16 protein-coding genes and 2 pseudogenes are annotated in these 24,902 nt (G+C 70.0%); 9 read left to right on the top strand and 9 right to left on the bottom strand.

Annotated features, from left to right (window positions below):
- Positions 1 to 134: 134 nt before the first annotated feature.
- A complete protein-coding gene (locus tag HS104_35470; GenBank protein ID MBE7485255.1) occupies positions 135 to 1,343 on the bottom strand; it encodes a hypothetical protein in 1,209 nt (402 codons plus the stop codon).
- A 231-nt stretch (positions 1,344 to 1,574) separates the two neighbouring features.
- Between HS104_35470 and HS104_35475 the strand changes: the two genes are divergently transcribed.
- Both HS104_35475 and HS104_35480 read left to right on the top strand, forming a co-directional pair.
- Positions 1,575 to 3,401, top strand: coding sequence for a hypothetical protein (locus tag HS104_35475; protein ID MBE7485256.1), 1,827 nt, complete (start codon positions 1,575 to 1,577; stop codon positions 3,399 to 3,401).
- 151 nt (positions 3,402 to 3,552) lie between these two features.
- Complete coding sequence (locus HS104_35480) at positions 3,553 to 4,581, top strand: hypothetical protein (protein ID MBE7485257.1); 1,029 nt, start codon at positions 3,553 to 3,555, stop codon at positions 4,579 to 4,581.
- 1,206 nt (positions 4,582 to 5,787) lie between these two features.
- On the opposite strand, the gene HS104_35485 is transcribed toward HS104_35480, so the two are convergent.
- The 3 genes from HS104_35485 to HS104_35495 all read right to left on the bottom strand — a co-directional run bounded on the left by HS104_35485 (position 5,788) and on the right by HS104_35495 (position 9,890).
- Positions 5,788 to 5,979: a L,D-transpeptidase gene (locus HS104_35485; protein MBE7485258.1), complete on the bottom strand. Its 192-nt coding sequence runs from the start codon at positions 5,977 to 5,979 to the stop codon at positions 5,788 to 5,790.
- Between the two features lie 195 nt (positions 5,980 to 6,174).
- Positions 6,175 to 7,374 carry a hypothetical protein gene (locus HS104_35490; protein ID MBE7485259.1) on the bottom strand — a complete coding sequence of 400 codons (1,200 nt, stop codon included), beginning with the start codon at positions 7,372 to 7,374 and terminating at the stop codon, positions 6,175 to 6,177.
- A gap of 851 nt (positions 7,375 to 8,225) precedes the next feature.
- Positions 8,226 to 9,890: a L,D-transpeptidase family protein gene (locus HS104_35495; GenBank protein MBE7485260.1), complete on the bottom strand. Its 1,665-nt coding sequence runs from the start codon at positions 9,888 to 9,890 to the stop codon at positions 8,226 to 8,228.
- Between the two features lie 128 nt (positions 9,891 to 10,018).
- Here HS104_35495 and HS104_35500 point away from each other — a divergent pair.
- The 3 genes and pseudogenes from HS104_35500 to HS104_35510 all read left to right on the top strand — a co-directional run bounded on the left by HS104_35500 (position 10,019) and on the right by HS104_35510 (position 15,403).
- Positions 10,019 to 12,302, top strand: a pseudogene (locus tag HS104_35500) (DUF3160 domain-containing protein).
- A 75-nt stretch (positions 12,303 to 12,377) separates the two neighbouring features.
- On the top strand, positions 12,378 to 13,868 hold the full coding sequence (locus HS104_35505; protein ID MBE7485261.1) for a hypothetical protein: 1,491 nt from the start codon (positions 12,378 to 12,380) through the stop codon (positions 13,866 to 13,868).
- Entirely contained in the window at positions 13,865 to 15,403 is a 1,539-nt protein-coding gene (locus HS104_35510) for a hypothetical protein (protein ID MBE7485262.1), read from the top strand. The genes HS104_35505 and HS104_35510 overlap by 4 nt, the downstream gene beginning before the upstream one ends.
- A gap of 16 nt (positions 15,404 to 15,419) precedes the next feature.
- Here HS104_35510 and HS104_35515 read toward each other — a convergent pair whose 3' ends face one another.
- Together HS104_35515 and HS104_35520 are read right to left on the bottom strand one after the other, a co-directional pair.
- On the bottom strand, positions 15,420 to 16,025 hold the full coding sequence (locus HS104_35515; GenBank protein ID MBE7485263.1) for a hypothetical protein: 606 nt from the start codon (positions 16,023 to 16,025) through the stop codon (positions 15,420 to 15,422).
- Positions 16,026 to 16,313: 288 nt separating this feature from the next.
- Positions 16,314 to 16,388, bottom strand: a pseudogene (locus tag HS104_35520) (50S ribosomal protein L19).
- Positions 16,389 to 16,771: 383 nt separating this feature from the next.
- Between HS104_35520 and HS104_35525 the strand changes: the two are divergent.
- The gene (locus tag HS104_35525; protein MBE7485264.1) at positions 16,772 to 17,149 is read left to right on the top strand and encodes a hypothetical protein; all 378 of its coding nucleotides are present in this window, start codon (positions 16,772 to 16,774) and stop codon (positions 17,147 to 17,149) included.
- 126 nt (positions 17,150 to 17,275) lie between these two features.
- On the opposite strand, the gene HS104_35530 is transcribed toward HS104_35525, so the two are convergent.
- Positions 17,276 to 18,796, bottom strand: coding sequence for a DUF4114 domain-containing protein (locus HS104_35530; GenBank protein MBE7485265.1), 1,521 nt, complete (start codon positions 18,794 to 18,796; stop codon positions 17,276 to 17,278).
- A gap of 382 nt (positions 18,797 to 19,178) precedes the next feature.
- Here HS104_35530 and HS104_35535 point away from each other — a divergent pair, with 382 nt between their 5' ends.
- The 3 genes from HS104_35535 to HS104_35545 all read left to right on the top strand — a co-directional run bounded on the left by HS104_35535 (position 19,179) and on the right by HS104_35545 (position 23,616).
- The gene (locus tag HS104_35535; GenBank protein MBE7485266.1) at positions 19,179 to 21,221 is read left to right on the top strand and encodes a serine/threonine protein kinase; all 2,043 of its coding nucleotides are present in this window, start codon (positions 19,179 to 19,181) and stop codon (positions 21,219 to 21,221) included.
- Positions 21,222 to 21,523: 302 nt separating this feature from the next.
- Entirely contained in the window at positions 21,524 to 22,000 is a 477-nt protein-coding gene (locus tag HS104_35540) for a hypothetical protein (protein MBE7485267.1), read from the top strand.
- Between the two features lie 353 nt (positions 22,001 to 22,353).
- On the top strand, positions 22,354 to 23,616 hold the full coding sequence (locus tag HS104_35545) for a hypothetical protein (protein MBE7485268.1): 1,263 nt from the start codon (positions 22,354 to 22,356) through the stop codon (positions 23,614 to 23,616).
- Between the two features lie 76 nt (positions 23,617 to 23,692).
- Here HS104_35545 and HS104_35550 read toward each other — a convergent pair whose 3' ends face one another.
- Both HS104_35550 and HS104_35555 read right to left on the bottom strand, forming a co-directional pair.
- The gene (locus HS104_35550) at positions 23,693 to 24,013 is read right to left on the bottom strand and encodes a helix-turn-helix domain-containing protein (GenBank protein ID MBE7485269.1); all 321 of its coding nucleotides are present in this window, start codon (positions 24,011 to 24,013) and stop codon (positions 23,693 to 23,695) included.
- Between the two features lie 167 nt (positions 24,014 to 24,180).
- Complete coding sequence (locus HS104_35555; protein MBE7485270.1) at positions 24,181 to 24,684, bottom strand: hypothetical protein; 504 nt, start codon at positions 24,682 to 24,684, stop codon at positions 24,181 to 24,183.
- Between the last annotated feature and the right edge of the window lie 218 nt (positions 24,685 to 24,902).

The raw sequence follows: 24,902 nt of genomic DNA on the forward strand, positions 1-24,902 counted from the left end.
CGATAGCGTGCCGCTCAGTCGCTCACGATGTTCTTGAAGCGGCGCAGGTACTCGACGAAACGCGGGCTCACGTCCCGCACGGTCAGCTCGGCCGGCGAGAGGGGGGGCGAAGAGGTCGGCCAATCGCGCGGTGCTCACGGCTCGAGATACACCTCGAGCAGGTCGACGTCTGCATATTCGGATGGCGTCAAGAGGGCCAGCCGAACGCGGAGCGCCTGCGTCCCCGCCGGAGACGTCGCGGTGAGCACCGGATCGGCGTTGTACTGCCAGGCGTCCGTCGCCCACTTCACGGAAGAAAAGCCGATCTCCTTGTCGGCCCCGTCCATGAACAGAACTTGCGTCTCGCCCAGACTCCCGGCGTTTCGCGTGGTGGTGTGGATTCGGTAGACGCGTCCAGGCTGCGCCGTCACCGGCGGCGTGACCGCGTACACGCCGGGGAAGGCGCAGCTCGGCACGAAACCCGTGCTGTGCAGGCGCAGGTTCCAGCTGCCGCCGCCGGGCGCGGGATAGTTGTCGCGCGCGACCGACCAGGACGTGTCGGTCGGGCAGTTCTGCCAGCTGACCCACCCGCTGGGGAAGTCGCCCGGTGACTCGAAGCTGTTCTGGTAGATGGGCGGACAGTTCGCCGGGCTGCACCCGCACATGTTCGCGACGCCGAGGCCGCCGCAGGTCTTGGGCGCCGCGCACGTCCCGCAGGACAGCGTGCCGCCGCAGCCGTCGGGGATGCTGCCGCACTCCTTGCCCTGGGCGGCACAGGTCGTCGGCTCGCACGCGCAGACGTTGGCCGTGCCCCCGGCGCCGCACTTCTTGCCGGTCGGGCAGGTGCCGCACGCGAGCGTGCCGCCGCAGCCATCGGGGATGTTGCCGCAGTCCTTGCCTTGAGCGGCGCACGTCGTCGGCACGCAGCCGCACACGTTCGCCTGCCCCGAGGCGCCGCAGATCTTCGGCGCGGGGCACACGCCGCAGTCGAGCGCCTTGCCGCACCCATCCCCGATGGCGCCGCACTCGGCGCCCAGCGTCGCACAGGTCGACGGCGTGCAGGTGCCCTCCCCGCACTTGTTGGGACCGGCAGCGCCGCAGTTTTGCCCGGTCGGACAGGTCCCGCAGTTGATGATGGCGCTGCAACCGTTGCCGACGTCTCCGCAGTTCGCGCCGAGGTCGGCGCACGTCTTCGGCGTGCACGCCCAGGCGCCGTCGCCGAGCGTGTGCGCGTCCGCGTCGGAGCCGGCGTCGCCGACGCCGGTCGGCGGATCGGCGGCCGCGCTCTCCACGCCCAGGCAGCTCGCCACCGAGAGCGAGAGCCCTGCGAGGCCGACTACCGCGAGCGCGAGGCGGCGGAGCATCGGAGGCATCCTAACCCGCGCGTCGCAGGGATGCCATGGACGGCGTGCTCCTACTTCACTCGGTACGAGTAGGACGTTCAAGCGTGCCTCGTCTACGGGCGCCGTTTGGTCGCGCACGAGCACCTGGAGGTCCTGGTCGACACCTGCGTATCGGGGAAGGTTGGCCGGGTAGGTGAACCGCGCGCCGAAACGTGCGACCCTCTCTCTCGGGTTCTGGCGGAGGTCTCTCACATGCACAAGGCACTCGTGGTGTTCGGGGCGATCGCCATGGCGGTCGCGTGTGGAGCGTCGGGCGGCGACGCCGGGGTCGGCAGCGGCGGCGCGACCGGCACCGGCGCCAGCGGCAGCGGCGCGAGCGCGGGCGTGGGCGGCGGCGCGAGCTGCAGTCCCGCCTGTCCGAGCGGGCAGTACTGCGCGAGCTCGGGCAGCTGCGTCCCGGGCTGCGACGAGGACGGTGACTGCTCCGGCGCGGCGCCGTACTGCGACACCGCGACCCACCAGTGCGGCGAGTGCGCCCAAGACTCGAGCTGCGGCGCCGGCGAGATCTGCAAGAGCGGCAGCTGCGTCGAGGGCTGCTCCGCATCGCAGCCGTGCACCGACAGCGCGAAGACGTGCTGCAACGGAGCCTGCCTCGCGCTGGACGCCGACCCGAAGAACTGCGGAGCGTGCGGCACCGCTTGTCCGACCTTCACCAACGCAGAGAGCGCCTGCGAAGCCGGCGCGTGCAAGATGGGCACCTGTGCCGGTGGCTACGCCGACTGCAACGGTGACGCGAAGGACGGCTGCGAGACCAGCGGGACCTGCGCGTGTACGCCGGGCGCGACCCAGCCCTGCTACGAGGGCCCAGCCGGCACCGAGGGCGTCGGCAAGTGCGTGGGCGGGACCAAGACCTGCAACGCCACGGGCACGGCCTACGGTCCTTGCGCGGGGCAGGTCCTGCCGGGCAAGGAAGTCTGCGCGAACGGCGCGGACGAGGACTGCAACGGCACGGCCGACGACGTCGTCGACGTGGACAAGGACGGCTGGACCGAATGCGACGGGGACTGCTGCGAGACGCCGGCGCAGTGCTCCAAGCCGGAGGCAGTCAATCCCGGCGCCTTCGAGTACCCCGGCAACACGGTGGACGACGACTGCGATCCGGGCACGCCCGACACGCAGCCGAGCGCGTGCAGCACGGCCGCCCTCTTCAGCGGGGTCAAGCCGGAGGACGTCGCCAAGGCGATCGATCTCTGTCAGTTCACCACGGAGAACCCGCCTCCCGCCCAGAAGAAGTGGGGCGTGATCAGCGCCGAGTTCCTGCTCGCGAACGGCGCTACGCCGAGCGCGGCCCAGCTCGCGAACTTCCAGAGCTGGCAGGCCGCGGTGCTCCAGAACTACGGCACGGGCGGCATCGTGCCGAAGAACGGTCCGACCTTCGCCGGCATCTCCTCGGGCAGGATGCGGGACGAGAACGATCCGGGCTACGCCGGGGTGAGCTCGGCGATGGGCGTCGGGAGCCAGCCCCCGGCCGCGTACCTGGCGGCCCACGCGGGCGCGCTGCCGGCCTCGCAAGGCTGCTCGGGCAATTGTCCGCCGGGCAGCGGCGCCAACGATCCGATCAACGTGCGCCTCAAGATCCGCGTGCCGACCAACGCCAAGTCGTTCTCGTACCAGTTCCGGTTCTTCTCCTACGAATACTGGTCCTGGCAGTGCACGAGCTTCAACGACTTCTACCTCGCGCTCTTGCAGACGGGCGCGGCCGGCATCCCCGCCGACAAGAACATCTCCTTCGACTCGCTCAAGAACCCCGTCAGCGTCAACAACGGCTTCTTCGACGTGTGCCAGGTGAAGGGCTGCAACACCTGCCCGGGCGGCACCGGCGAGCTCGCCGGCACGGGGATGGGCACCACGGGCGGCGGCACCGTCTGGCTGACCACCACGGCGCCCGTCGTGCCGGGCGAGGTCATGCAGATCGAGTTCATGGTCTTCGACGTCTCCGATCAGATCCTCGACTCGCTCACCATCCTCGACAACTTCCAGTGGAGCATCGACCCGTCGAGCGTCGGGACGCACTCCTGATTGGCCCGAGCCAGGACGAGCCGAGCTCGCGCCGAGCAGAGGTTCGGTTGCGACCCGGTCCTGCCCCTCCGTGTTGCTACCGAAGCAGCGGCGTTTCGTGAGGCGCGGTGCCTGCCGGGCCGAGAGTGCGGGTACTCGTACTCCAGCGCTCATGCACCGCGTCGTCTCGTTCGCTGGGCTGGCCCTGCTCCTGGCGGCCTGTAGTGGCTCGTCGTTCTCCTCGTCCGGCGCAGGTGGCGCCGCGGGCGCAGGCGGTGGCGGCGGGACTCCGGCAGGTGGCGCCAGCGGCGCCGGGAGTGGTGGAGCGCCCACCAGCTGCGTCGACGACGGAAGCTGCGCTCCTCCCAACCCCTATTGTGACAAGTCCGCTCAGACCTGCGTGAAGTGCCTGGGCCACGGCAACTGCTCCGATCCCGGCGCGCCCTTCTGCGATCCGGCGACGCACAGCTGCGTGGGTTGCGTCGAGCCCGGCGACTGCCCGAGCGGCAACTGCAACCAGACGACGAAGACCTGCGTCGTGGGCTGCGAAAACGCCTCGCAGTGCTCGAAACCGAAGGCGTTCTGCGACCCGAGCAGCAAGACCTGTGTCGCCTGCCTCGTGGCTGGCGATTGTGGCGCCGCCTTCTCCACTTGCACGAGCGGCAAATGCGGCTGCCTCGGCGAAATGGCGCGCTGCGGCTCGGAGTGCATCGACACCGCCCTCGACCCTTCGAACTGCGGCGCGTGTGGGGTGAAGTGCGGCTCCGCTCAGACCTGTACGGGGGGCAAGTGCGTGTGCCGCCCCGGGCTCAGCCTGTGCGCCGGCGCTTGCGTGGACACGAGCTCCGACCCGAGCGCCTGTGGAGGCTGCGGAAAGCCCTGCGCCTCGGGCGAGAGTTGCGACAACGGGAGCTGCAGCGGAGGGAGCAGCTGCGACGGCGGCAAGCAGAGCTGCAGCAAAGGGTCGGGCATCGCTTGTGTCGATACGGGCAAGAGCCCGCTCGACTGCGGCAACTGCGGGACGGCTTGCCTCGCGGACCAGATCTGCGTCGATGGCAAGTGCACCCACTACGAGCCTGCGACGCCGTGCAACAGCTGTCCCTGCGCGTCGTGTCCGACCTCGACCGGCAGCGCGAGCACCTGCTGCATGGTCGGAGGCGCTCCGTCGTGCGTGGTCGGCTCGAGTTGCCCAGGGAACTGAAGCAGCGCTCAAGTGGGCTCGACTCGCCCATTCGCCTGCCACTCCACTAGCGCGTCCCGACTCAGCGCAGGGCGTGGTCGCGCGCTCGAGGGCTCAGAAGCTCCAGGTCGCCGTGCCGCGCGCACCGCTCGGCCCGGTCGCGGCTCTGATCGGCGACACCAAGAGCAAGATGCCACCGCCGACGGCCAGGCCACCCCCGACGGCCATCAGGAGGACGCCTCCAGCCATGCTGTCGCCCGCCGAGCTCTCCTGGCGACGTGCTCGTCTGCACCATCCTCAGCTGTGGCAAAGACAAGGACTGCGGTGACGGTTGCGGCCCATGCCTCATCGTGGGCGGCATCGGCGTCTGCACGGGCTACAACACCGACACGTAGACGCTCGTGCGGATGCCAAGCGACGTTGACGTGCGTCAATGAGTGTCGCGCAGCTCCGTGTGTAGGTCCCCGTCTGCCTGCTCGCATGTCAGCACGGACTACCGGCTCGCGCGCCGCGCGGCCTGGGCCCGGGCCGATGCTCGCGCGCACGGGCGGAGGGGACGCGTCGTTTCGAGCCTGGCACGCGAGGGCGACCCCGAAGGTCAGCCGTCTCGATGTCAGCCGCCCTGTCTGCGCCCCTCGAAGTGACAGAGGAAGTCTGCGAGTACGAATCCCGACGAGGCGGACGATGCCAGCGTGAGGCCGTTGCAGAGCGACCGCGAGCTCCCCGAAGTCTTTGTCCAACGTACGACGGGGAATCACGGCCTGCGTCCAGGGCGAGTGCGAGGTCGGGCAATGGCAGTACTGCGACAATCCACAACACTTGTGAGTCGCCGGACAGTCGGCTGGCTCGTCACATTCGAGGCGATGAGACCTGCGCGGGCACGCCTGCTCCCGTGGCACACAATCGATCGTGCCTGGCTCCTCCGCACCCGGACTCATTCTTCCCGGGGTGTCGCAACACACTTCGGATTGCAGAACACAGGTCCTGTCTCCGCAGTACACGCGGTACCTGCCACTGGGGAGGCCACGCCTTGCGAGCTGAATCGACTGAGCGCTCAGGAGAGCCACGCGACCCCGACCCCCGGAGTCAGCGTGCTGGCGGTAGAGAAGGACCAGGCCAATCACGATGCAGGCGGCCGTCGCGCCGATGACGACAAACGCGCGCCTGCCCATCCGCCGAGTATGCCAAAGGGCAGTCGCCACTGCCCGCGGGCCTCTGCCGCGCGACTCAGCGCACCCTGACCCACGTCCCCGCGCCGCGCGCATCCCCCGAGCGCACGCCGTGCCAGGTCTCCGGCACCACCGGGTCGGTCCACTCGAAGAGCCAGCGGGCGTCGCGCGGGGAGAGGTTCACGCAGCCGCCGCTCTTCGGCTCGCCGAAGCGATCGTGCCAGTAGGCCGCGTGCAAGGCGAAGGGCATGTGTTGTCCTGCCTCCCCTCGCGTCGCTTCGCTCCGCGGTCCCCTCCAAGCCCGGTGCGCGCGAGCGGTGGCGGAGTGCCAAGACCACCCACGTCTTGCCGATGCTCGCGCGCACGCGGGCGGAGGGGACGCGTCGCCGCGAGTCTGGCGCGTCTTTTTTGCTGCCCGCGGCGCGTCCTTCACGGACACCTGGCACTAGGGCGACTGGGTCGGGTGATAGTCGAACCGCGCCAGCGCGATTCCTGGGTTCGGCCCATCCTCTGCCCACGCCACGAGCAGACCAGTTCCCGACGGCGATGAGACGACGCTCGGCTTGCCCGTTACCGGGCGCTCGAGGCTCTTCGATCCGAGTGGGATGCACCATTCATCCGTCAAGTCGATGTTCACGCGGGGCAGCTTCGCACCGAGATCGGTCCAAACTACGGCGACTGCCCGTCCTCCCACGGCGTCCGCGTCGAGCTCCCCCTGCCAGGAACCGGGCTGCACCAGGGACTGGCAGTCCAGCCCCGAACTTGGGGGAATCCTCCTATGAATCCTGGGATAGCCGCCGCCGCTGAACACAACCCATTGGCCCTCGGGGTGTGGAGCCATCTCGAAATGTGGGGGCGCACTGAGCAGGATGCTCAGGTACTTCGGGACTTCCGCGAGGAGCATCGGTGCCGCGGAGACCCGAAAGAACCCGACGTGCGGGGTGGCTTCAGTCGTGCACCCTCCTGGAACGGCAACGTGGTAGCCCGGCGTTGCGACCAACCACTCGGTGCCTGCGGCGACGGCTCGCGTGGACGTGCCGCCCGGACCACACCCGATCTCGACAGCCTGCGAAGGGCCCGTTGTGGGGAACAAGGTCAAGCGCGCGCTCGCGCTACTGGACCCTTGCGTCCCAACGAGCTGAGCTGACGGTCCGAGCGAAACAAAACGCGCTTCGCCGGCAATCTCCGAGAGCGTCCCGACGTAATCTGCATCCGGCGAGACGCTGCGCGCGAGCCACGAGCTGCCACTTTTCGAAGCAAGCACGCTGAAGTGGTCGCCGGGTGCCGGTCCGACGGCGTGGTGGCCAGACAGAGCCGCATCCGTGAGGGTGAGGTGCGACTGCAGCGCGGCGCCACTCGGCGGCCAGTTGCTCCACGGTTCGAGACCCATGTGCCTGATTTGATGCGGTGCGGAGTTTCCGGCCGCGGCCTGCCGCCTCAGCACCAGAGCGATGCGATGGCCGTCGACGGAGGCGAGCACCAGCTCTGGCATCGAGTCGACGAATCCAAGCGGTGTCTGAAGCAGAACAACCGGCTCCACCAGCATCAGCGCCGGCGCAGGCGCGCCGTCGGAGGCGTCGGTTCCAATACTTCCTGCTGCGCCATCCAGCGTGGTGTCGGCGCCGGCATCTGGTACCGGAAGCACCGAGCCACTTCCCCCACTGCCTGCGACCGAGGCGTCATCCGCGCAGCACGCGGCCCCTCCTGCGCCGCTCGTCGCTGGTCGCGGACCGACGTCGCTCATTTCGCTTCGCGCGCCGCACGAGACGATGAGCACCGCCGTCAGTGCGAGGTTCGGTCCGGTGCGAGGCACATACGGCAGAGTACACCGGTCGCGTGGAGATCAGGGACGCCGTCGCGCGCGGGAGTCGTCCCCCCTCCGCTCGCGTCGCTCGGCCCTCCAATCCTCGGTGATGGCTCTATTCGGTCGACGGCAAGGGCGCTCTCGGGATCTTGAGCCGACCTCGAGCTCGGCACATTCCGCTCCTGCAAACCTTGGACGGGCACTCCGAATCGTCGTCGCAGAACTGCCGTTGCCCGACCTCGCACTCGCCAAGCATGCAGGCCGTGACTCCCCGCCCGCTACAACACTTGTGAGAAGCTGGACAGTCGGCTGGCTCGTCACATTCGATGCGATGAGATCCACGCCGGCACGCTCGATCCCGTGGCACACAATCGACCGTGCCTGGCTCCGCGCTGAAACTCATTCCTCCTGGGGTGTCGCAACACACGTGGGACTGCAGAACACAGGTCATGTCTCCGCAGTACACGCGGTACCTGCCACTGGGGAGGCCACGCCTTGCGAGCTGAATCGACTGAGCGCTCAGGAGAGCCACGCGACTCCGGCCCCGAGAGCCGGCGTGCTGGCGGTAGAGAAGGACCAGGCCAATCACGATGCAGGCGGCCGTCGCGCCGATGACGACAAACGCGCGCCTCCCCATCCGCCGAGTATGCCAAAGGGCAGTCGCCACTGCCCGCGGGCCTCTGCCGCGCGACTCAGCGCACCCTGACCCACGTCCCCGCGCCGCGCGCATCCCCCGAGCGCACGCCGTGCCAGGTCTCCGGCACCACCGGGTCGGTCCACTCGAAGAGCCAGCGGGCGTCGCGCGGGGAGAGGTTCACGCAGCCGCCGCTCTTCGGCTCGCCGAAGCGATCGTGCCAGTAGGCCGCGTGCAAGGCGAAGGGCATGTGGAAGAACTGCGTGAAGGGGACCTCGGAGAGGTAGTAGCTCTTGCGCTCGGGGTCCGGCGTCATGGTCGTGGAGCGGTGCTTCCACTCGATGCGGAAGGTGCCGGTGGGCGTGGTGAACTTCGCGCGGGCGCCTTCTTCGCGCTTGTAGCCGTTGGCGCCGGGGGAGATCAGCGTGGCGAAGATGGCGCGCTCGCCTTCGTAGGCCACCAGCGTGCCCTTGAAGATGCTGATGTCGATCCACTTCTCGCCGTTCGCGAGGGCGAAGCCGCGGGGTGGGCGCTCCTCGACCAGGGTGGCGTCTTTCTCACGCATCCAGTAGCCGTCGCTGGTCTCGAGGTAGCGCGTGCGGCGCTCCTTCCGGTAGCGGCCGGTCAGGCCCACCGCGGCCAGGCGTGGCCAGGCGTCCTTGGTCTCGAGCACCGCGCCGGGCGAGGTGTCCTCGCGGAAGCCCGCGAGCGGATCGGGGTCGTCCGGGTTGGGCTCCTCGACGCTGAGCTCGTCCTCGAAGCTCACGGGCGTCAGATCCGAGGCGGTGGCGGCCACGCGGTACTTCGGCTTCGCGTCGTGGCGCACGAAGGCCAGGGGCAGACGCACGCGCTCGCCGTCGACGAGCACGCCGGCGTAGCTCGAGGGCTCGAGCGGGACCAGCTTGTCCTTCGGCGCGACCAAGAGGTCGTCGGTCAAGACCCAGCTCCGGCCGTCGGCCACGAACTCGTCGGTCCAGGCGATGGCGGAGCGGGCTGGGATCCACTTGGCGAAGGGGCGAGTCTCCTGGGGCGCGCTCGCCAGGGACCAGGGCGAGAGCGCTCCCGAAGCGAGGATGGGCGGCGGCTCGCCCTTGGCTGCCGCGAGCTCGACGTCGCGCAGCGCGGCGGGGACGCGACCCGGATCACGGCCTTCGGCCTTGGCGCTGCGCAGCTTCTCCAAGCGCGCGAGGTGCGCGTCGAGCTCGAACTCGGTCTGGCGCTGCTCGGCGGCCGTCGGCAGCTTGCGGTAGAGCAAGCCCTCGCGGGAGGTGCTCCAGCGGAAGGGCGTGGCGCTGTCGAACTTGCCGTGGTGAGCGCGCTTGGCGGCGAGCAGCGGGTGCGACTCCACGTCGAGGGTCGTGCTCGGATCGAGACAGACGTAGCCCTCCGGCTCGACGCCGTACCAACCCCGGACGCAACCTTCGGTGCCCGCGGGTTTGGCGTCGCGAAGCGGCACGACCGCGCCGACGTGGAGCACGCCGATCTCCGGGCTCGTCGGGCGCGGGCTCTGGCGCACGAACACCCGCGACGACAGCGCGCCGATGCGCGGCGGCGGCTCGCTCACCGAAGCGCTGGCGGGGGCGGCCTCGTCGCTGGGAGCGGCCTCGCTAGCCGGCGCCTCGGGAGGGGCGGGCTGGGTCGCCGGGATCGGCGGCGACGGCGCACGCCGGCACGCGACGAGCGCGAGCGTCGAGACGAAGGCGAGCCGAGCGCCGGGAGACACGGCGCGAATATCGGGGAGAAGCCGGGAAGAGGCCCAGAAAGCCGCGGGCTGCTGGCACGCCCGATGCACAGCTCGACTGTGCCAAATCGCTCCCAGGCAGTGATCCGCCCGTCGAACGGAGATCCCCCATGAAAACCCTGGCCCACGCAGGCTCGCTCATCACGGTAGTGGCGCTGGTGCTCGCCGGTTGCGGTGGCACACCCGAGGAGTCGGGCGGTTCGATCACGCCCCACGCCCCGGGCGGGCCCAAGCCCAGCCAGCCCCTCACGCCGGGCAAGCCCGTGACCACCCAGCTCTCGCCCGGGGACGCCGCCGAGCTCGAGAAGCTCCAGCAGGAGCTGGCCGCGGTCGCGAACCTCGACGCCCAGGGCTTCGCGGCGAAGTACGCCGTGCCCTTCAGCGCGTCCCTCGACTACTCGCCGCTCTCGGCCGCCGGCCTGGACTTGATCCAGAAGTCGGCGCTCGCCCTGCCCAGCGCGGAACAGAGCGCGCTCGGCAAGCACGGCTTCGTGATCAGCGAGAACCGGCGCTTCCCCAGCTTCGTCTACGGCTACCAGACCATCTACCTGGAAGATCTGCCGGTGTACGTGTCGGCGGACTCCATCCTGTACGCGGTTCACCAGTCCTACGACGCGCTCCTGATGCAGGTGGAGCTGTACTCGCTGGTCCCGACGCTGACGCGCTTGCTCGGGAACATGCGCGCCGAGCTCGGGCAAGGCGCGGGCAGCGCCCTCGGTGCGGAGGCGCGCGCGGACGCCGACCTCTACCTCGCCGTGGCGCTGAGCCTGCTCGGCGGCAAGCTCGTCGATCCGGTGGCTGGCGCCGCGAAGGCAGAGGTCAAGACGCTCTACGACAAGGCGGTCGCCGCGCAGGGTGAGGAACAGGTCGTGCTGTTCGACGCCCAGCGGCACCTGGACTTCTCGCAGTTCGAGCCGCGCGGGCACTACACCGATCTCCCGGAGCTCGAGCAGTACTTCCGCGCCATGATGTGGCTCGGGCGCATCGACTTCCGCATCCTGGAGACGCAGGAGGACGGCAGCCAGGTCTTCCACCGCCGGCAGCTCGAGGGTGCGTACGCGCTCCGGGCCCTGATGCCCGAGCAGTCGCTCGCGGACTGGAAGCGGGTCGACGACACCATCGGCGCCTTCGTCGGTGAGCACGACAGCATGGTGGTGCCGGAGCTCGACGCGCTGCTCGCGGATCTCGGCCTGGGCAGCTCCAAGGACCTCGCGCAGGCGACGGACGCGGCCATCGCCCAGGCGGTCGTCAAGGGAGGTTACGGAACTCAGCGCATCTCCAGCCACATCATGATCAACGGCCTGGGCAGCGGCACGCTGCCGCTGAGCAGCTCGTTCCTGCTGTTCGGCCAGCGCTACGTGCTCGACAGCCACGTGTTCAGCAACGTGGTCTACGACCGGGTGCAGAAGGGCACGCAGTTCCGCATGCTGCCGGATCCGCTCGACGCGGCCTTCGCGGCCTTCGGCAACGATCAGGCCGGCTTGCTCCTCGCCCCCGAGCTCGAGCAGTGGAAGTACGCCCCGGATCTGGCCTCGATGCGCGTGCTCGCCGACGCCCACCCCGCCGAGTATTGGGAGGGCAACCTGTACAACCTGTGGCTGGGCATGCTGCGCACGCTCCGGCCGAGCGCCGATGTGAAGAGCCCGAAGACCGTGGGCCTGCCAGCGGTGACCGGCACGGAGGCCTGGGGACGTCGCCTGCTCAACACGGAGCTGGCGTCGTGGGCCGAGCTCCGGCACGACACCATTCCTCTACGCCAAGCAGTCGTACACCGGCGGCGCTTCCTGCGAGTTCCCCGACGCCTACGTCGAGCCCTACCCGGAGTTCTTCGCCAAGCTCGGCGCCTTCGCCACCAAGGGCGCGACCCTGATCGGCGGGCTCGACTTCGGGCAGTACTCCTCGCTCGGGACGCACGTCCAGGCCTACTTCGAGAACCTGTCCTTCGTGGCGGCGACCCTGGGCAAGATGGCCGAGAACCAGCGGAGCGGCGCGCCGCACTCCGCGGAGCAGATGGCGTTCATCAACGACGCGGTAGTGGTCAACGAAGGCTGCGGCGATCCGTTCTTCGAGTCCGGCTGGTACAAGAAGCTGTTCTACGACGCGAGCCGAGGGCTGAAGCTCGATCCGATCGTGGCGGACGTTCACACCCAGCCCACCGACCCCGGCGGGGCGATGGTCGGCAACGTGCTCCACGTCGGCACGGGAATGCCCCGACTGATGGTCGTGACGGTGGACACCTGCACCGGGCCCCGCGCCTACGCCGGCCTGGTCTCCAGCTACTTCCAGCACCTGACGTCGAACTTCGAGCGCCTCACCGACGAGGAGTGGTCTGCGAAGATCCAGGCTCAGACTCCGCCCGAGGTGCCCTGGATGAAGGACATCGTCGTGCGCTGACCCGAGTGCTCAGCGACGACTTTCATTTTCTTTCAGGGTCGCTCGCAGGCGGTCGGCTCGGTATCTTGAGGAATCATGCGACGATTCGCCTGCCTCACGTCCGCAACGCTGCTCCTGTCCGCCACCGCCAGCGCGGGGACGTGGAGCATCCAGTCTCAGCCGCTCGCCACCACCCTCGCGAACGTGCAGCCCGACGTGGCCATCGATGGGGACGTCGCGCTCTGGCTCTGGAGCTCGCTACACCGGAGCGGAGCGACCTGGACGCTGAAGAGCCTCGGGGCTCCGTCGCTCAAAGGCATCGGCGAAGCGCTGGCGATTGACGGCACGCGCGCGGCGCTCGGCGCGCCGGAGGAGGCATCGCTGGCCGGCGCCGTCGCAACGCTGACCTGGAACGGAACGAGCTGGCAAGCGGAGAGCACGTTGACGCTGACGCCGGCCGTTGCCGGCGCTCGCTTCGGCAAGAGCGTGGGTCTCTCCGGCGACACGCTGGTGGTGGCTGCGCCGGAGGTCAAGGTCGGCAACTTCGCGCAGGCTGGCTCGGTCTACGTCTACGTCCGCAGCGGGGGCAGCTGGGTGCAGCAAGGCGTGCTCACCAGTCCGACGCCGAGCACGTCTCAGCGTTGGGGCACGTACATCGACATCGACGGCGACCGCATCGTCGTGGGTGCCGCGCCCGGTGCGGCGCACGTCTTCTCCCGAACCGGCACCAGCTGGGCGCTCGAAGCGACGCTGACGCCACCGAGCAGCAAGAGCAGCGCCGGCTTCGGCATTCCGGTCGAGCTCGACGCCGGTCGCATCGCGGTCGGCACGGGCGGTGACACCTGGGTGGTGACCTTCGCGCTGAGCGGCTCGACCTGGAGCCCGGAGGCGGAGATCGACGCGCCTGGCGTCTCGGGCCTGCTCTCCCTCGCGCTGAGCGGCGACTCGATCGCCGTCGGCCGGGCCTACACCGGTGGCGTCGAGACCTACGCACGCAAGGCGGGCGCGTGGGTCCACGAACAAGCGCTGTCCGTCCCGGTCCAGGGTCAGCTCGGCACGCGGCTCGACATGGATGGGAACACGCTGATCGCGCAGCACCTCCAGAACTCGGGCGGCTCGAACACGGCGTGGATCTTCGTGCGCTCGGCGTGCGGCGCCGGGTGCAGCTGCACCGGGTCCGGCCAGTGTGACACGGGCGATTGCGTGAGCGGCGTGTGCTGCGTCGGCTGCGGCCCCGCGGACGCAGGCAGCGACGGGTCAGCGGGGAGCGGCGGCGCGGCGGGAAGCTCGGGCACCGGTGGCGGGTCGGGAAGCGGCGGAGCGGGTGGCAGCGCCGGCGGCGCCAGCGGCTCGCCCGGCGGCGGCAGCGGCGGCGCGACCGGCACCGGCGCGTCGAGCGGCGCCGACGCCTCGGCCGAAGCGGGGCTCGGAACGTCGTCGAGCTCGAGCTCCGGCTGCGGTTGTCGCGTGGACAAGCGCGGGACGGAGCGCGCGTGGTGGGCGCATGTCGCGGTCGCTCTGCTCCTGGCGCTGCGCAGGACGAGCCCGTCGCAACGGCGCCGCGTCTCTGGCATCATGAGGCGATGAAGCGGGCTGTCGCGCTGGGTGCTGCGCTCTCCTTGCTCGGTCTCGCGTCCGGGGCTCGCGCCGAGCCGGTGACGTCGATCTCGCAGTACGGCGTCACCTGGACGTTCGACAAGGCCTACGAGTCGGGCAAGTTCGCCAGCGGCGATCACTGGGTAGTGGGTCCGGTCACCGTGGTCTCCGTCTCGCCGGCGCCCACGGGGACGCGCCACGGCTCGGCGCTGAATCCCATGGGCGGCCGACAGGGCTACGACTCCCGCGGCGGTGCCTACGACACCACGGACGCGGTGTCGTTTCCCAAGACGCTCGCCGCCGACTCGTCGCTGGTGTCCAGCGTGAGCAAGCCCGAGGGCATCGACCCCAAGAACGTCGGGCCGTTGCAGTCCCAGGCCGTCCTCACCGTGGTGGGGGCGGCGCTGCCGGCGACGGCGCTCCGACCCGCCTACGCGGGCACGTTCAAGCAGCACCTCGACACCCAGCAGATCGACTGGTCGCTTCTGCCCAAGCTGCCCGCGCCGAGCTCGAAGCCGAACGGCGCCGAGCTCCTGAAGATGGCGGACCGCCCGCGCATGGACCACCTGAGCTCCTGGGAGATCCAGCACAGCTGCGCGGAGGACAACTGGTTCAACGGCGCCGGTGCCCACGCCTGCTACGGCCGAGAGGTCTCGACCTACGTCAGCGACGCCGCGCTCTACGTCCTGCTCGACACTCCCGAGCGCGACGAGCTCGTCGTCTCGATGATCCAGCACGGCATCGACAACTACGGCGTGCTGAAGTCCGGCGGCAACTGGGCGGCGAACGGCGGGCACCACAGCGGCCGCAAGTGGCCCATCGTGTTCGCCGCGCGCTTGCTCGGGGACTGCGATCTGCTGAAGGTCGGCCTGGACTACGACGACAGCCACTTCGGCGAGGACGGCCAGACCTACGCGGGGGCGAACGGAAAGGCCTTGTTCGGCTGGGACTGCGGGCCCAACCAGACTTACTTCCAGAACGGCTGCTCCGGTTCGGGCGCGAAGGACTGCCGCGACCCGGCGAAGCTCTCGGACGGCTGCGAGGACTACCGCAACTGCTGCACCAGCGGCTACTGGGTGGGGCAGATGCTCTCGACCTTGATGCTGCACTCGAAGAAGCTCTGGGCCCACGATCCGTACTTCGACTACGTCGATCGCTGGATGAGCGGCGACGTCCAGGGCGGCGGCTCCGCGTCGAGCGCGTTCGTCGGCGACATGTGGAAGACGTACCGCAACAACCTGCCGACCGGCTCCGACGCCGAGCCGACCTGCACGCCCGGCACGGGCGGTTCGGGCGGGAGCGGCACCGGCGCGGCCGGCGGGGCCGCGGGCAACTCGACCGGCGGAGGCGGGGTCCCCGGCAGCGGCGGGAGCTCGACCGGGGGAGGGGCGGGCAAAGCTCCGGCGAGGGACGACGACGGCGGCTGCGGCTGCCGCACCTCGCCTGCGCGGGGCGCGCTCGGAGCAGTGCTCGGGCTCGCGCTGCTCGGGCTCTGGTCGGCACGCAGGCGGAAGACCGCGGCGTAGCGTCGCCTCCGCCGGCTCAGTTCGGGCAGAGCTCGCTCGGTACCTCGCAGTTGGCGATCACGCAGGGGGTGAGGCTGCCGCAGCTCGGGTTCTGGAAGCAGGCGATGCAGGCGGAGCTCGTGCTCGGCGTGCTGTTGCAGCCCTCCAGGCAGTCGCTCATCGACATGCCCGTGCAGCAGTTGGTGAGGGTCTGGCAGCTGGCGTTGCAGTCGATGCCCGAGCCGCCCCCGCTGCCCCCGCCGCCACCACCACCACCGCTGGCCACCGTTCCGCAGGCGCCGCTCTGACACGCCGCGTTCCACTGGCACGAGCCCAGGCTCGTGTTGCACGAGCCGCTCGCCGTCTTGGTGCCCAAGCTACCGCTGCACGAGTCCGATCCGTCACCGAACGTGATGGAGCTGCCGCTGATGGACCCCTGGTACGCCGCGCCGCTGGGCGTGCAGGACATCGAGAAGCTGCACCCGCTCTGCGAGATGGTGCAGGCGGTGTCCGGGCAGGTCCCGCTCAGCGTCCAGCTGCCGGAGTAGTCGGGGCAGTTGCCCCCGCCGCCGCCCGTGGAGCTGCCGGAGCTGCACCCCAAGAGCCCAACCACGACCAAGACGACCCAGCGCGTCGCGTTCATGTCCGACCGCCTACCACCGCAGGCGAAGCTCGCCAATTCAGGGCGGCGGAGGCCGTGCGCAGAGTCTGCGCACGAGGCACCTCACGCTCGGCGGAACTTGCAGCGCGGGCAGCGCGAGCCGGTCGCTTCGACCAAGAGCGACATGCCGGTGCAAGTCGGACACTTCTCGATGTCCTTGAAGGTCGCGGCGAGCCCGCACTTGCCGCACTCACCCCGGTGCAAACCCGCGCCCGCGCCGTCGTGGACGAAGCGCCACTCCGCGCCGCACTTGGGACAGGCGCGCAGGCGCGCGGCCGCTGCTGAAGCTGCCGCCTCCGCTGCCGCGGCAGCCGCGGCGGCGTCGCGCGCCGCCTTCTCGGCCTCGACGATGCGGTCCTGCGAACGGCGCTCGTTCTCGGCGATGGCCTTGCGGCTCTGGTCGCGGCACTCGTACGAGCAGTACACGCCCTCGATGGCGCTCGAGAACATGCCGATCTTCTTGTCGCACTGCACGCAGACCTTGGCCATCGATGCGCTCCCGGCTCGGGACGCGGAGCCGCGCCCCGAGAGCACGATACGCCCTCACGCGGGGATGGCCCAATCTCCGAGGGCGGTCCGCACTCCAGACTGGCCAGGGGGCGGGCGGGGAGGACTCGCAGTCGGGAATTCCCGATGTCCGCGACGCGCTCGCGACACGGCGGCACTCCGACGTCCCTGTCGGAACTCGACGCTCCCGTCGGCGCGCGGAGGGCCGTACGCTGAGGACCATGAAGCGGTCGAAGACCCAGCGCATGGCGATGGTTCTCGCGGCGTTCGCCGGGGTGCCGGTGGTGTCGACCTCCTCGTGTGCTTCGGCCGACGAATCGGACGGCGTCTTCAGCACGCCGAGTGACGCCGGCAAGGATGTGAAGGTCGACGCCGCGAGCAGCGGAGGGGAGACCGGCTCGGGCGGGGGCAGCGGCGGAACCGGTACGAGCGGCGGCGCCGGCGGGAGCGGAGGGACCAGCGCGGGCACCTGCAATCCCCAGACTTGCCCGACACCAGCGTCGCCCGCGGTCAAGTGCTGCGTGACACAGAACGGTCCGTGCGGGGTCGACTACCAGCAAGGCGCGGGTTGTCAGGTGCCGAGCAGCGGCGACATCTGAGCAAGCTCGGTCGTGCGTTTGCGACGAGCAGGACGCGGACTGGTGCGCTGAATCGCGCCGCGGAGGCGCCCCTGTCCGTCAAGACCTCGGCCTCGCTGACGATTCCCGTCGTTCTGCGCGCCGCCGTCAGCGCTTGCGCTCGCTGGCTCTCCGCCGGCGCATGAGCAGCAGCAGCGCGAACGACCCGAGCAGCGCGTGCCAGGGGCGAGGCCCGCCCGCGCCGGCGCGACAGCCGCAGCCGCCCTCGTCGCCGGACTCGGTGACTCCACCCTTGTTGGCGCCAACGCCGCCGCCTGCGCCAGTGCTCGCGGAGCTGCCTCCGCTGCCGATCACCAGCCCGCCGCTTCCGGCGCCGCCGTCGCTCGCGCCGCCGCTGCCGCCGGTGCCGCTGCTCGGCGCGCACTGCCCCAGGCTGCAGCTCTGGCCCGCCGGGCACACCACGCCGCCGCAGGCGTCGGCGCAAGTCCCGTCGCTCTGGCAGTACTGGCCCGCTGGGCAGGTCTTGCCTGCACAGGCGGCGGGCGTGCAGAGCCCGCTCGCCTCGCACTGCTCGCCGGTGGCGCAGCCCGCGCACTGGCACTGATCGATGCAAGCTCCGGCGGTGCAGACCTGGCTCGAGTCGCAGGTGATGGCGAGGCAAGGATCGACGCAGTTGCCCGCGATACAGGCCTGGCCCTTCGGGCAGCTCGCGCCCGAGCACGGATCCAGGCAGGTCCCGCCGACGCACTTCGAGCCTTCGGGGCACGTCACCGTGAGGCACGCGGGATCGACGCACACACCCTTGTCGGGCTTGCAGGCCTTGTTGACGGGGCAGTTGAACTCGCCGCCGCCGCACTTGGGCACGCACACTCCGTTGTCGCAGACCTGCCCGGTGGGGCAGATGTCTCCGTCGTCCACCGAGCCGTTGCAGTCGTTGTCGAAGCCGTCGCACTTCTCGGCGGAGGGCTCGACGAGCGGCACGCAGGTGAGCGTCCCGCTCTGGCACTGGTTGGTGCCGTCCGCGCAGACGCCGGGTTTGCCGGTCTGGCACTTCCCTCCGCCGCCCGAGCACGAGATGCCGGTCACGAACGTGGTCAGATCGTCGAAGTCGTTGTCGCCGCCGCTGAGCAGGTCCTCCCACCCGAAGTAGAAGGCCTTGGGGGTCACCGTGCTGTTGTAGATCAGCAGGTGAATGAACGGGTTCGCCTGGCTGCCGTCCGGGTTGTACTTCTTCTCGCTGTAGAAGATGGCGGCGTTGTTGGTGACGGTCGCGCAGCTGCCGGTGGCTTGATAGAAGCCGATGGTCCCGCCCAGGTAGGCCGGGTCCTTCTTGATGTCGAGCGTCTTGACGGTACCGACACCGTCGTTGCAGCTCAGGAACTCGTGGTGGTCGCTGAGCGGCGGCTTCTGCCCGGTCACGTTGTACCAACCGAAGGAGTTCTTGTAGCCCGCGTTGCGCTGGAGCACCTCGAAGGTCAGCCCGCAGCTCGGCGTGAAGGTCTCGGGGGTCGTCGCGGCGTCGTTCAGCGCGTTGATGGCCTCCCCGCGGCCCGTGAACAGGCCTTGCAGGCTGCCCCCGACCGGGATGGGCGTGCCGTCCGGTTGCGACAGCGCGGCGGCGGCGTGGGTCCAGAGCAAGACGGGCAGGGCCCAGGCGGCGCGCTTCATGCCCCGATGCTACCCGGTCTCGGTGGGGCCCGCGAGCCGCCCTCTACGTCGGGCGCGTGTGACCACCGAAGGCCGCGCGCATCGCCTCGGCAAGATGGCACGAAGGTAGTCCCAGGTGCTCGTCTCTGCGGCTCCTGCCGCGACGAAGGGCGCTTCGTCCGCGAGCAGGCGGGCGAGCTCGTCGGTCGCCGTCGGCGGTGCATCGCGCTCCAGAGCGAGGAGTCGAGCGAGCTCCCGCTCCAGTGCGTCGTCGCGCTTGTCCGACGGAGCGAGTGTCGCATGCCGGCGCTCCCCGGTGCGCGCTGGAACTTGCCCGGCGGAAGCTGCGCGGTCGCGATCGATGGAGATCCGTCCGAGTGCGCAGCATACTCGGGCACGTCGGATGAGCGCCCCCCCCGAAACCAGTCCGGCGGACTCGATCGTCGGCAGCGTGCTGGCCGAGCGCTACCGCCTGGACGAGCTGCTCGGCGAGGGTGCCATGGGCAGGGTGTACGCCGCCGAGCACGTGCTGATGAGGAAGCGCGTGGCGGTCAAGGTGCTGCGCCCAGAGCTGTGCGACACGAAGGACGTCGTCGCGCGCTTCGAGCGGGAGGCGATGGCCACCGCGAACATCGAGCACCCGAACATCGCCGCTGCCACCGACTGCGGCAAGCTCCCCGACGGCTCGCTGTTTCTGGTTCTCGAGCTCGTGCAGGGCAGGTCGTTGCGCGACGAGATCGCGGCCGGAGCCATGCCTGTGCCGCGAGCGCTGCACATCGCTCGGCAGACTGCCAGCGCGCTCGCGGCTGCACACGCGCTCGGCATCGTGCACCGCGACCTCAAGCCCGAGAACGTGATGCTCGTCACGCAGGGCGAGGATTCGGACTTCGTCAAGATGCTCGACTTCGGCCTCGCCAAGCTCACCGACGGCGCGGCGGGAGGGGCCGCGCCCGGAGCACGCGCCCCCGCTCCACTCACCAGAGTCGGCGTCGTGCACGGAACTCCCGAGTACATGCCGCCGGAGCAGGCCCTCGGCCTCAGCGTGGACCATCGTGCCGATCTGTACGCGCTCGGCGTGATCACGTACGAGCTCTTGAGCGGCGTGCGCCCGTTCAGCGCCGAGAGTGACGCTGGCCTCCTCGGCCAGCAGCTCTCCAAGGTCGCGCCACCCTTCTCGGAACGCGTGCCCGGACTGGAGATCCCGGAGCGAGTCGAGCAGGTGGTGCGTCGACTGCTCGCCAAGGAAGTCAGCGCCCGCTTTCAGACGGCCCAGGAGGTCGAGCAGGCCTTCGACGAGCTGCTGCGACCGGCAGCCGTTGCCGAGCCCGACGGCGCTCCCACGGCGATCCTCGGCACTGCGGCCGAGCTCTACGGCTCGGTCGCGGCGCCGGCGGCTCCGCTGCCGGAGCCCGCGCCACCAGCGCAGGGGCCGGGCGGCACGCTGCTCCTGGACGAGGGCCGCACCCGGGAGGTCGCCGAGCGCGTGGCGGAGGTGCGCGCCAGAGAGGCCGCTCGGAGCGCGCCGTCCGCGCCCGCAAGAGCCTCGGCTTGGAAGCGCGCGGCGACCACCGCGTCCGATGAGGTTGCCGGGGTTTGCGACATCATCGACGAGAGACGGGCGCGGCTCCCCGAAGCCATCCGTGAGCCGTTGCGCAACGTGCCGGCGCGTGCCCTCCTGGCCGTCGCGGCGCTGCTGGTCGCGATCCCAATCGGGCTCGCATGGCTCGTCGCGGCGTGGTCGGGTTGGCCCTCCGCTCGGCCGGTGGCGCAGAGTGCGGCGCTCCCCGCCGATCCCGCGCCGGGGCCCGATCCCGTGCTCGCGGAGCTCGCAGCGGCCAAGCAAGAGGGGCACTCGGCGCTCGAAAAGCTCGCCGAGCGTCACCCGGAGCACGCGCGCGTCGCTTTCGAGCTCGCGCAGAGTCACGCGGCCCGCAACGAGCACTCCTCCGCCGTCGCCAGCTTGGGACGAGCGCTCTCTGCCGACGCCAAGCTGAGCGCGGAGCCCGTCTCCAGCGTCCTGCTCGGCGCCGCCGCGCGCCAGCGCGACAGCGCGAGCGCGGCGCTCGCGCTCCTCGAAGGCCCGATGGGAGCAGCGGGAGCCGCCATCATCTACGACCTGTCCGTCGACCAGAAGGTGCAGGCTTCCACGCGGACGCGCGCGCAGAAGTGGGTCGTGCAGTCGCCGGCTTTCCTGAAGGTCGCGCCGCCGAACATCGAGGTCGCCGCCAAGCTGCGCTACGCCAAGTCGTGCGCCGACAGGCACAAGCTCTTGCCCCGAGCGGGCGAGGTGGGTGACCGCCGGGCGCTCGCCTACCTGAAGATCATGAACGCTCGCAGCGGGTGTGGGCGGCGCAGTCGAGACGACTGCTTCCCGTGCCTGCGCAAGGACGCGGCGCTGGAGCAGGCCATCTTGGCCGTCGAGAAGCGCATGGGCGACGGGCCGTGACAGTGCGCCCGCGCGCCAATTTTGGCCCCGAGGGTCCTCGTGGTGGTGGGCACGGTCGTTCCGTGCAGCCGCCGCCTCCCGGGAAGTCTTGCGCGGGGGCCGGCGGTGCGCGTGAGGTCTGCGCAAACGACCGCGAGCGCGGGCGTGGCTCGCGGATTGGGAGCGCACCAGTCGCAGAGATAATCCGCGATATTGCATGCGTGCGCCGGCGATCCGCGGGACGGTCGCGGTGCTCGGGTTCGGAAGGCACGAATCGTGCCCCTCGCGCCCAGTGAACCCTCGACGGAAGTCCGGAGGTCCGCATGAAAGCGCGCTTCGCCCTCACCGGCCTGCTCACGTCACTCGTCAATCTCGCGCTGCACTCGCTCGTCTACTTCCTCCTGCTCAAGCAGTTCTTCGCTGCCCACCCCGCCGGCACGGAGGAGTTCCAGCGCCAGCTGGTCAAGGGCCCGGACCACATGGTGCTGTGGGCGTTGGCGTTGTCGGCGCTGGCGTTTGGTTACTTCATCACGACAGTCGTGCACTGGTCGGGGGCGAAGAACTGGAGCGGAGGACTGAGAGCTGGCGCGATCATGGGGACCCTGTTCTGGGCCGGGGTCAACTTCGGACTGTACGCGTCGTCGAACAACTTCTCGCTCGCAGGAACGCTGGCCGACCTGGCTTGCAGCGCCCTGTGCATGACCCTCTCGGCGGGATTCGCGGCGTGGCTGCTGCACTCGGGGCAGCGCCCGCACGAGGCGACTACACGCCGGGAGCCGGTCATGACGACGCTCACGTGAGCGAATGTCGCATCAGCCTGGACAGGCGTGGCTCGGGACGGGTCGCGCACGGGCAGGCCCTCGAGTCGCTCGGTCTGCACCTCGATGTCGGTACCATGCCTCAGCCCACTCATCTCTCCGGGAGAGAGCCGCTTCCCGCTTGGAGCCCCGGCCATCGCCCGGCCGCCGTGTCAGAATGGCTCGTGGCTGGCTGGTCTCGATTCGCTGCGCTTCTCGCGCTGAGCGGCGCGTGGAACGCCTGCGAGCCGGCGGGGCCCGTGCGCTCCGCGGAAGCGGACGCGAGCGACTCTGGCATGGGCGGAGGGTCAGAGGCTGGCCCCGACGCCGGGCCGGCACCGAGATGGCTCGCCTACGTGACCTCAGGATCGAGCACACCCGAGCTTCGCTTGCTCGACGTCGCCGCGCCCGGCAAGCCGCCGGTCTCGCTCCAGGAGGGCGCCGTCGATCTGCGCTGGACGAAGGACGGCCGCTGGCTGTTGGCGGAGCTCTACGGGAAGCGGAGCGCCTTGATCGACTTCTCGGCCTCGACCCCGGGGCCCGTGCTCCCGCTCGAGCTCGCCGGCGCAGGCGTTCATGGCTGCGTCCCGGCGCAGAGCTCGAAGCGCCTCGCCTGCCTGCTGGACGAGGGGACGGCCCAGGCGCCAGCCCTCGTCGATCTCAGCGGAGCCAAGCCGGTCGTGATCAAGGTCACGGGCCCGACATTCCTCGCGAGCTCGTATCCCTTCACGGGTTGGTCCCCCGACAGCCGCTACGCGCTCTACCTGGCACCCAGCGGCAACGCGTACCAGCTTTTGGTCGCCGACGCCGAAGCGACGGCGCCCAGCGCGACACTCATCAGCTCCTCGGTCGTCGGGCTGAAGGTGTCGCCGGATTCGAAGTTCCTGGCGTACGGCGTGGAGGCGCCCTCCCCGGGTTTCTTTCTCCGCAATCTGGCGTCGGGCAGCTCCAGTCAGATCTCCGGCGATCCGGTGTCTTTCTGGTCCCTCGGGTGGACGACGCAGGGCACCGCCATCGTCTACGGCGGGGCGGCGGGGCTCGTCGCCTACGCTCCCGCCACCGCTCAATCCGTGGTGGTCCACCCGGGATCGGTGGGCACGCTGATGGTGTCCCCCGATGGGACGCGCGCCGCGTTCTTCGCCTACGGCGAGCTCGCACACACGCTGCTCGACACCCAGTTCTTCCCGCCCCAAAAGCTCGGCACGCTCCCAGGAACCCCGTTGTGTTGGTCGCCTCCCTGTCGCTTTCTCGCTGTGCTCGATGCGCCGCTGCTGTCGCTCGTCGATCTCCAGGCGCCGGCGCTGCCACCCAAGGCTTTGTCGTCGGGGAACCTGCCTCCCAGCGACTGCGAGTTTCAGGGCGAGCTCGGCTTGACCTGGTACTCCCACCTCGGCAATCCAGTCCTCGGCGTCGCGACCAGCCCCGCATGGGAAGGCACGGCGCTCGACGCAAAGACGGGCCCCTTCGCGACGGCAACCTTCAGCTGGTCGTCCGATCTCGCGCTCCTCGCCTTCCGCGACGCGGACTCCGGCTGGCTCACGTTGGCCGAGCACTTCCCGAATCCCACCCTCGTGGAGCTGACAGGTGTGTCGGCCAGCGCTTTCGCGTTCCGCCCCTGAGTCGCTCGGCCACCAATCCCGGCGTTGATCACGCCCTCGCTGCGGCAGGGGAAGTCTGCGTCCCGCGTCCCGGGGTTCAGGCCGCACGGCCGCGCAGGTACGCGACGCTGCCAGGCAAGTCGCTGATCAGCCGCAGCAGGATGTCCATCGCCGCCGTCTGAACGTTGCGGCCGGACTCCCAACGGGAAACCGTGTTCGCGCCGAGGCGCAGGAGTCGCGCCAGGTCGCTCTGCTTGAGATCGAACTGCGCACGGATGGCGCGGATCTCGTCGCCTGAGAGCAGACCGTGCTTCTTCCGGTAGATTCCGATCGCGTCCTCGTGGAGCCGCTTGGCCTCCGGAACCCCGGTCGTTGCTCGCCGCGCTTCGCGCGGCTGCGGGCCGCCTGCCCCCTCCAAATCGGTGCTCGCGCCGGCGTTGCGCGAAGGAAGATGTTGCTCGGCTGGATGCGGGACGCTGAAGAGGAAGCTGCCTTGGGCCGGCGCCGCGCGCCGATGGAGGGGGCGCGGCGTTCCGAGCTTGTCGCGTCCAAGACCGTGGCGACGCTGGACGGCGTGCTCTGAGCTCAGAAGGCGACGCTGAGCGCGACTCCGCGCGCGCGCCGGTTCGAGGTCGGAACCGCTGCAGCGTCGGGGGGTGCGAAGCGTGAGCGGGAGCCGAGGTGAGTGATGAGACCGTCGGTGGTCAGAACGAGGCCGGGTACTCCGAACAGCAGCACGGCAGCGCTAAGGTAAGCTGCGCAGCCAGCCGCGGTGGGCCCGCGGCCGCAGCCCTCGGTCAATTGCGGAACTAGAAGGAACGCGCCGAATGCGAGGATGCCCACGCCTACGCCCATCTCGCCGCTCCCGGGATGGCTCACGTCCGAGATGTCGCCCCGATTCAGCGCCAGCGGTGCGAGCCTCAGCGACATCACCGTGTCTCCTTGCACGCACTGGGCTGACCCGCCCGAGGGTTCGACACAGACGCGCTCCCATCCGATCCGTCCGTAAAAGGTCGACGAACCTCCCACTCGGGTATCCGGAGTGAGCTTCCCGGTCAGCTCTTCGCCGCTCTCGAGCTCGACGATCACGTCCCGCCCGATGGGCGCTTCGCTGAAGCCGATGCTCGACTGGTCGACCCGAATCGTCCGAGCATCGCTCTCGAGGATCCTCCCCTCCACACGCCGGCCGTCGCGGAGGGTCACCGTGGCGGAGCTCGAGCAGGCGCAGAGCGCAAGCGCGGCAAGCGTTGCCGCCGGCGTTGTCCGCGTGTGCCCTCGCACGCATCGAGGCTGCCAGTCGTTACGTC

This window comes from Polyangiaceae bacterium, assembly GCA_015075635.1.
Lineage (GTDB): Bacteria > Myxococcota_A > Polyangia > Polyangiales > Polyangiaceae > JADJKB01.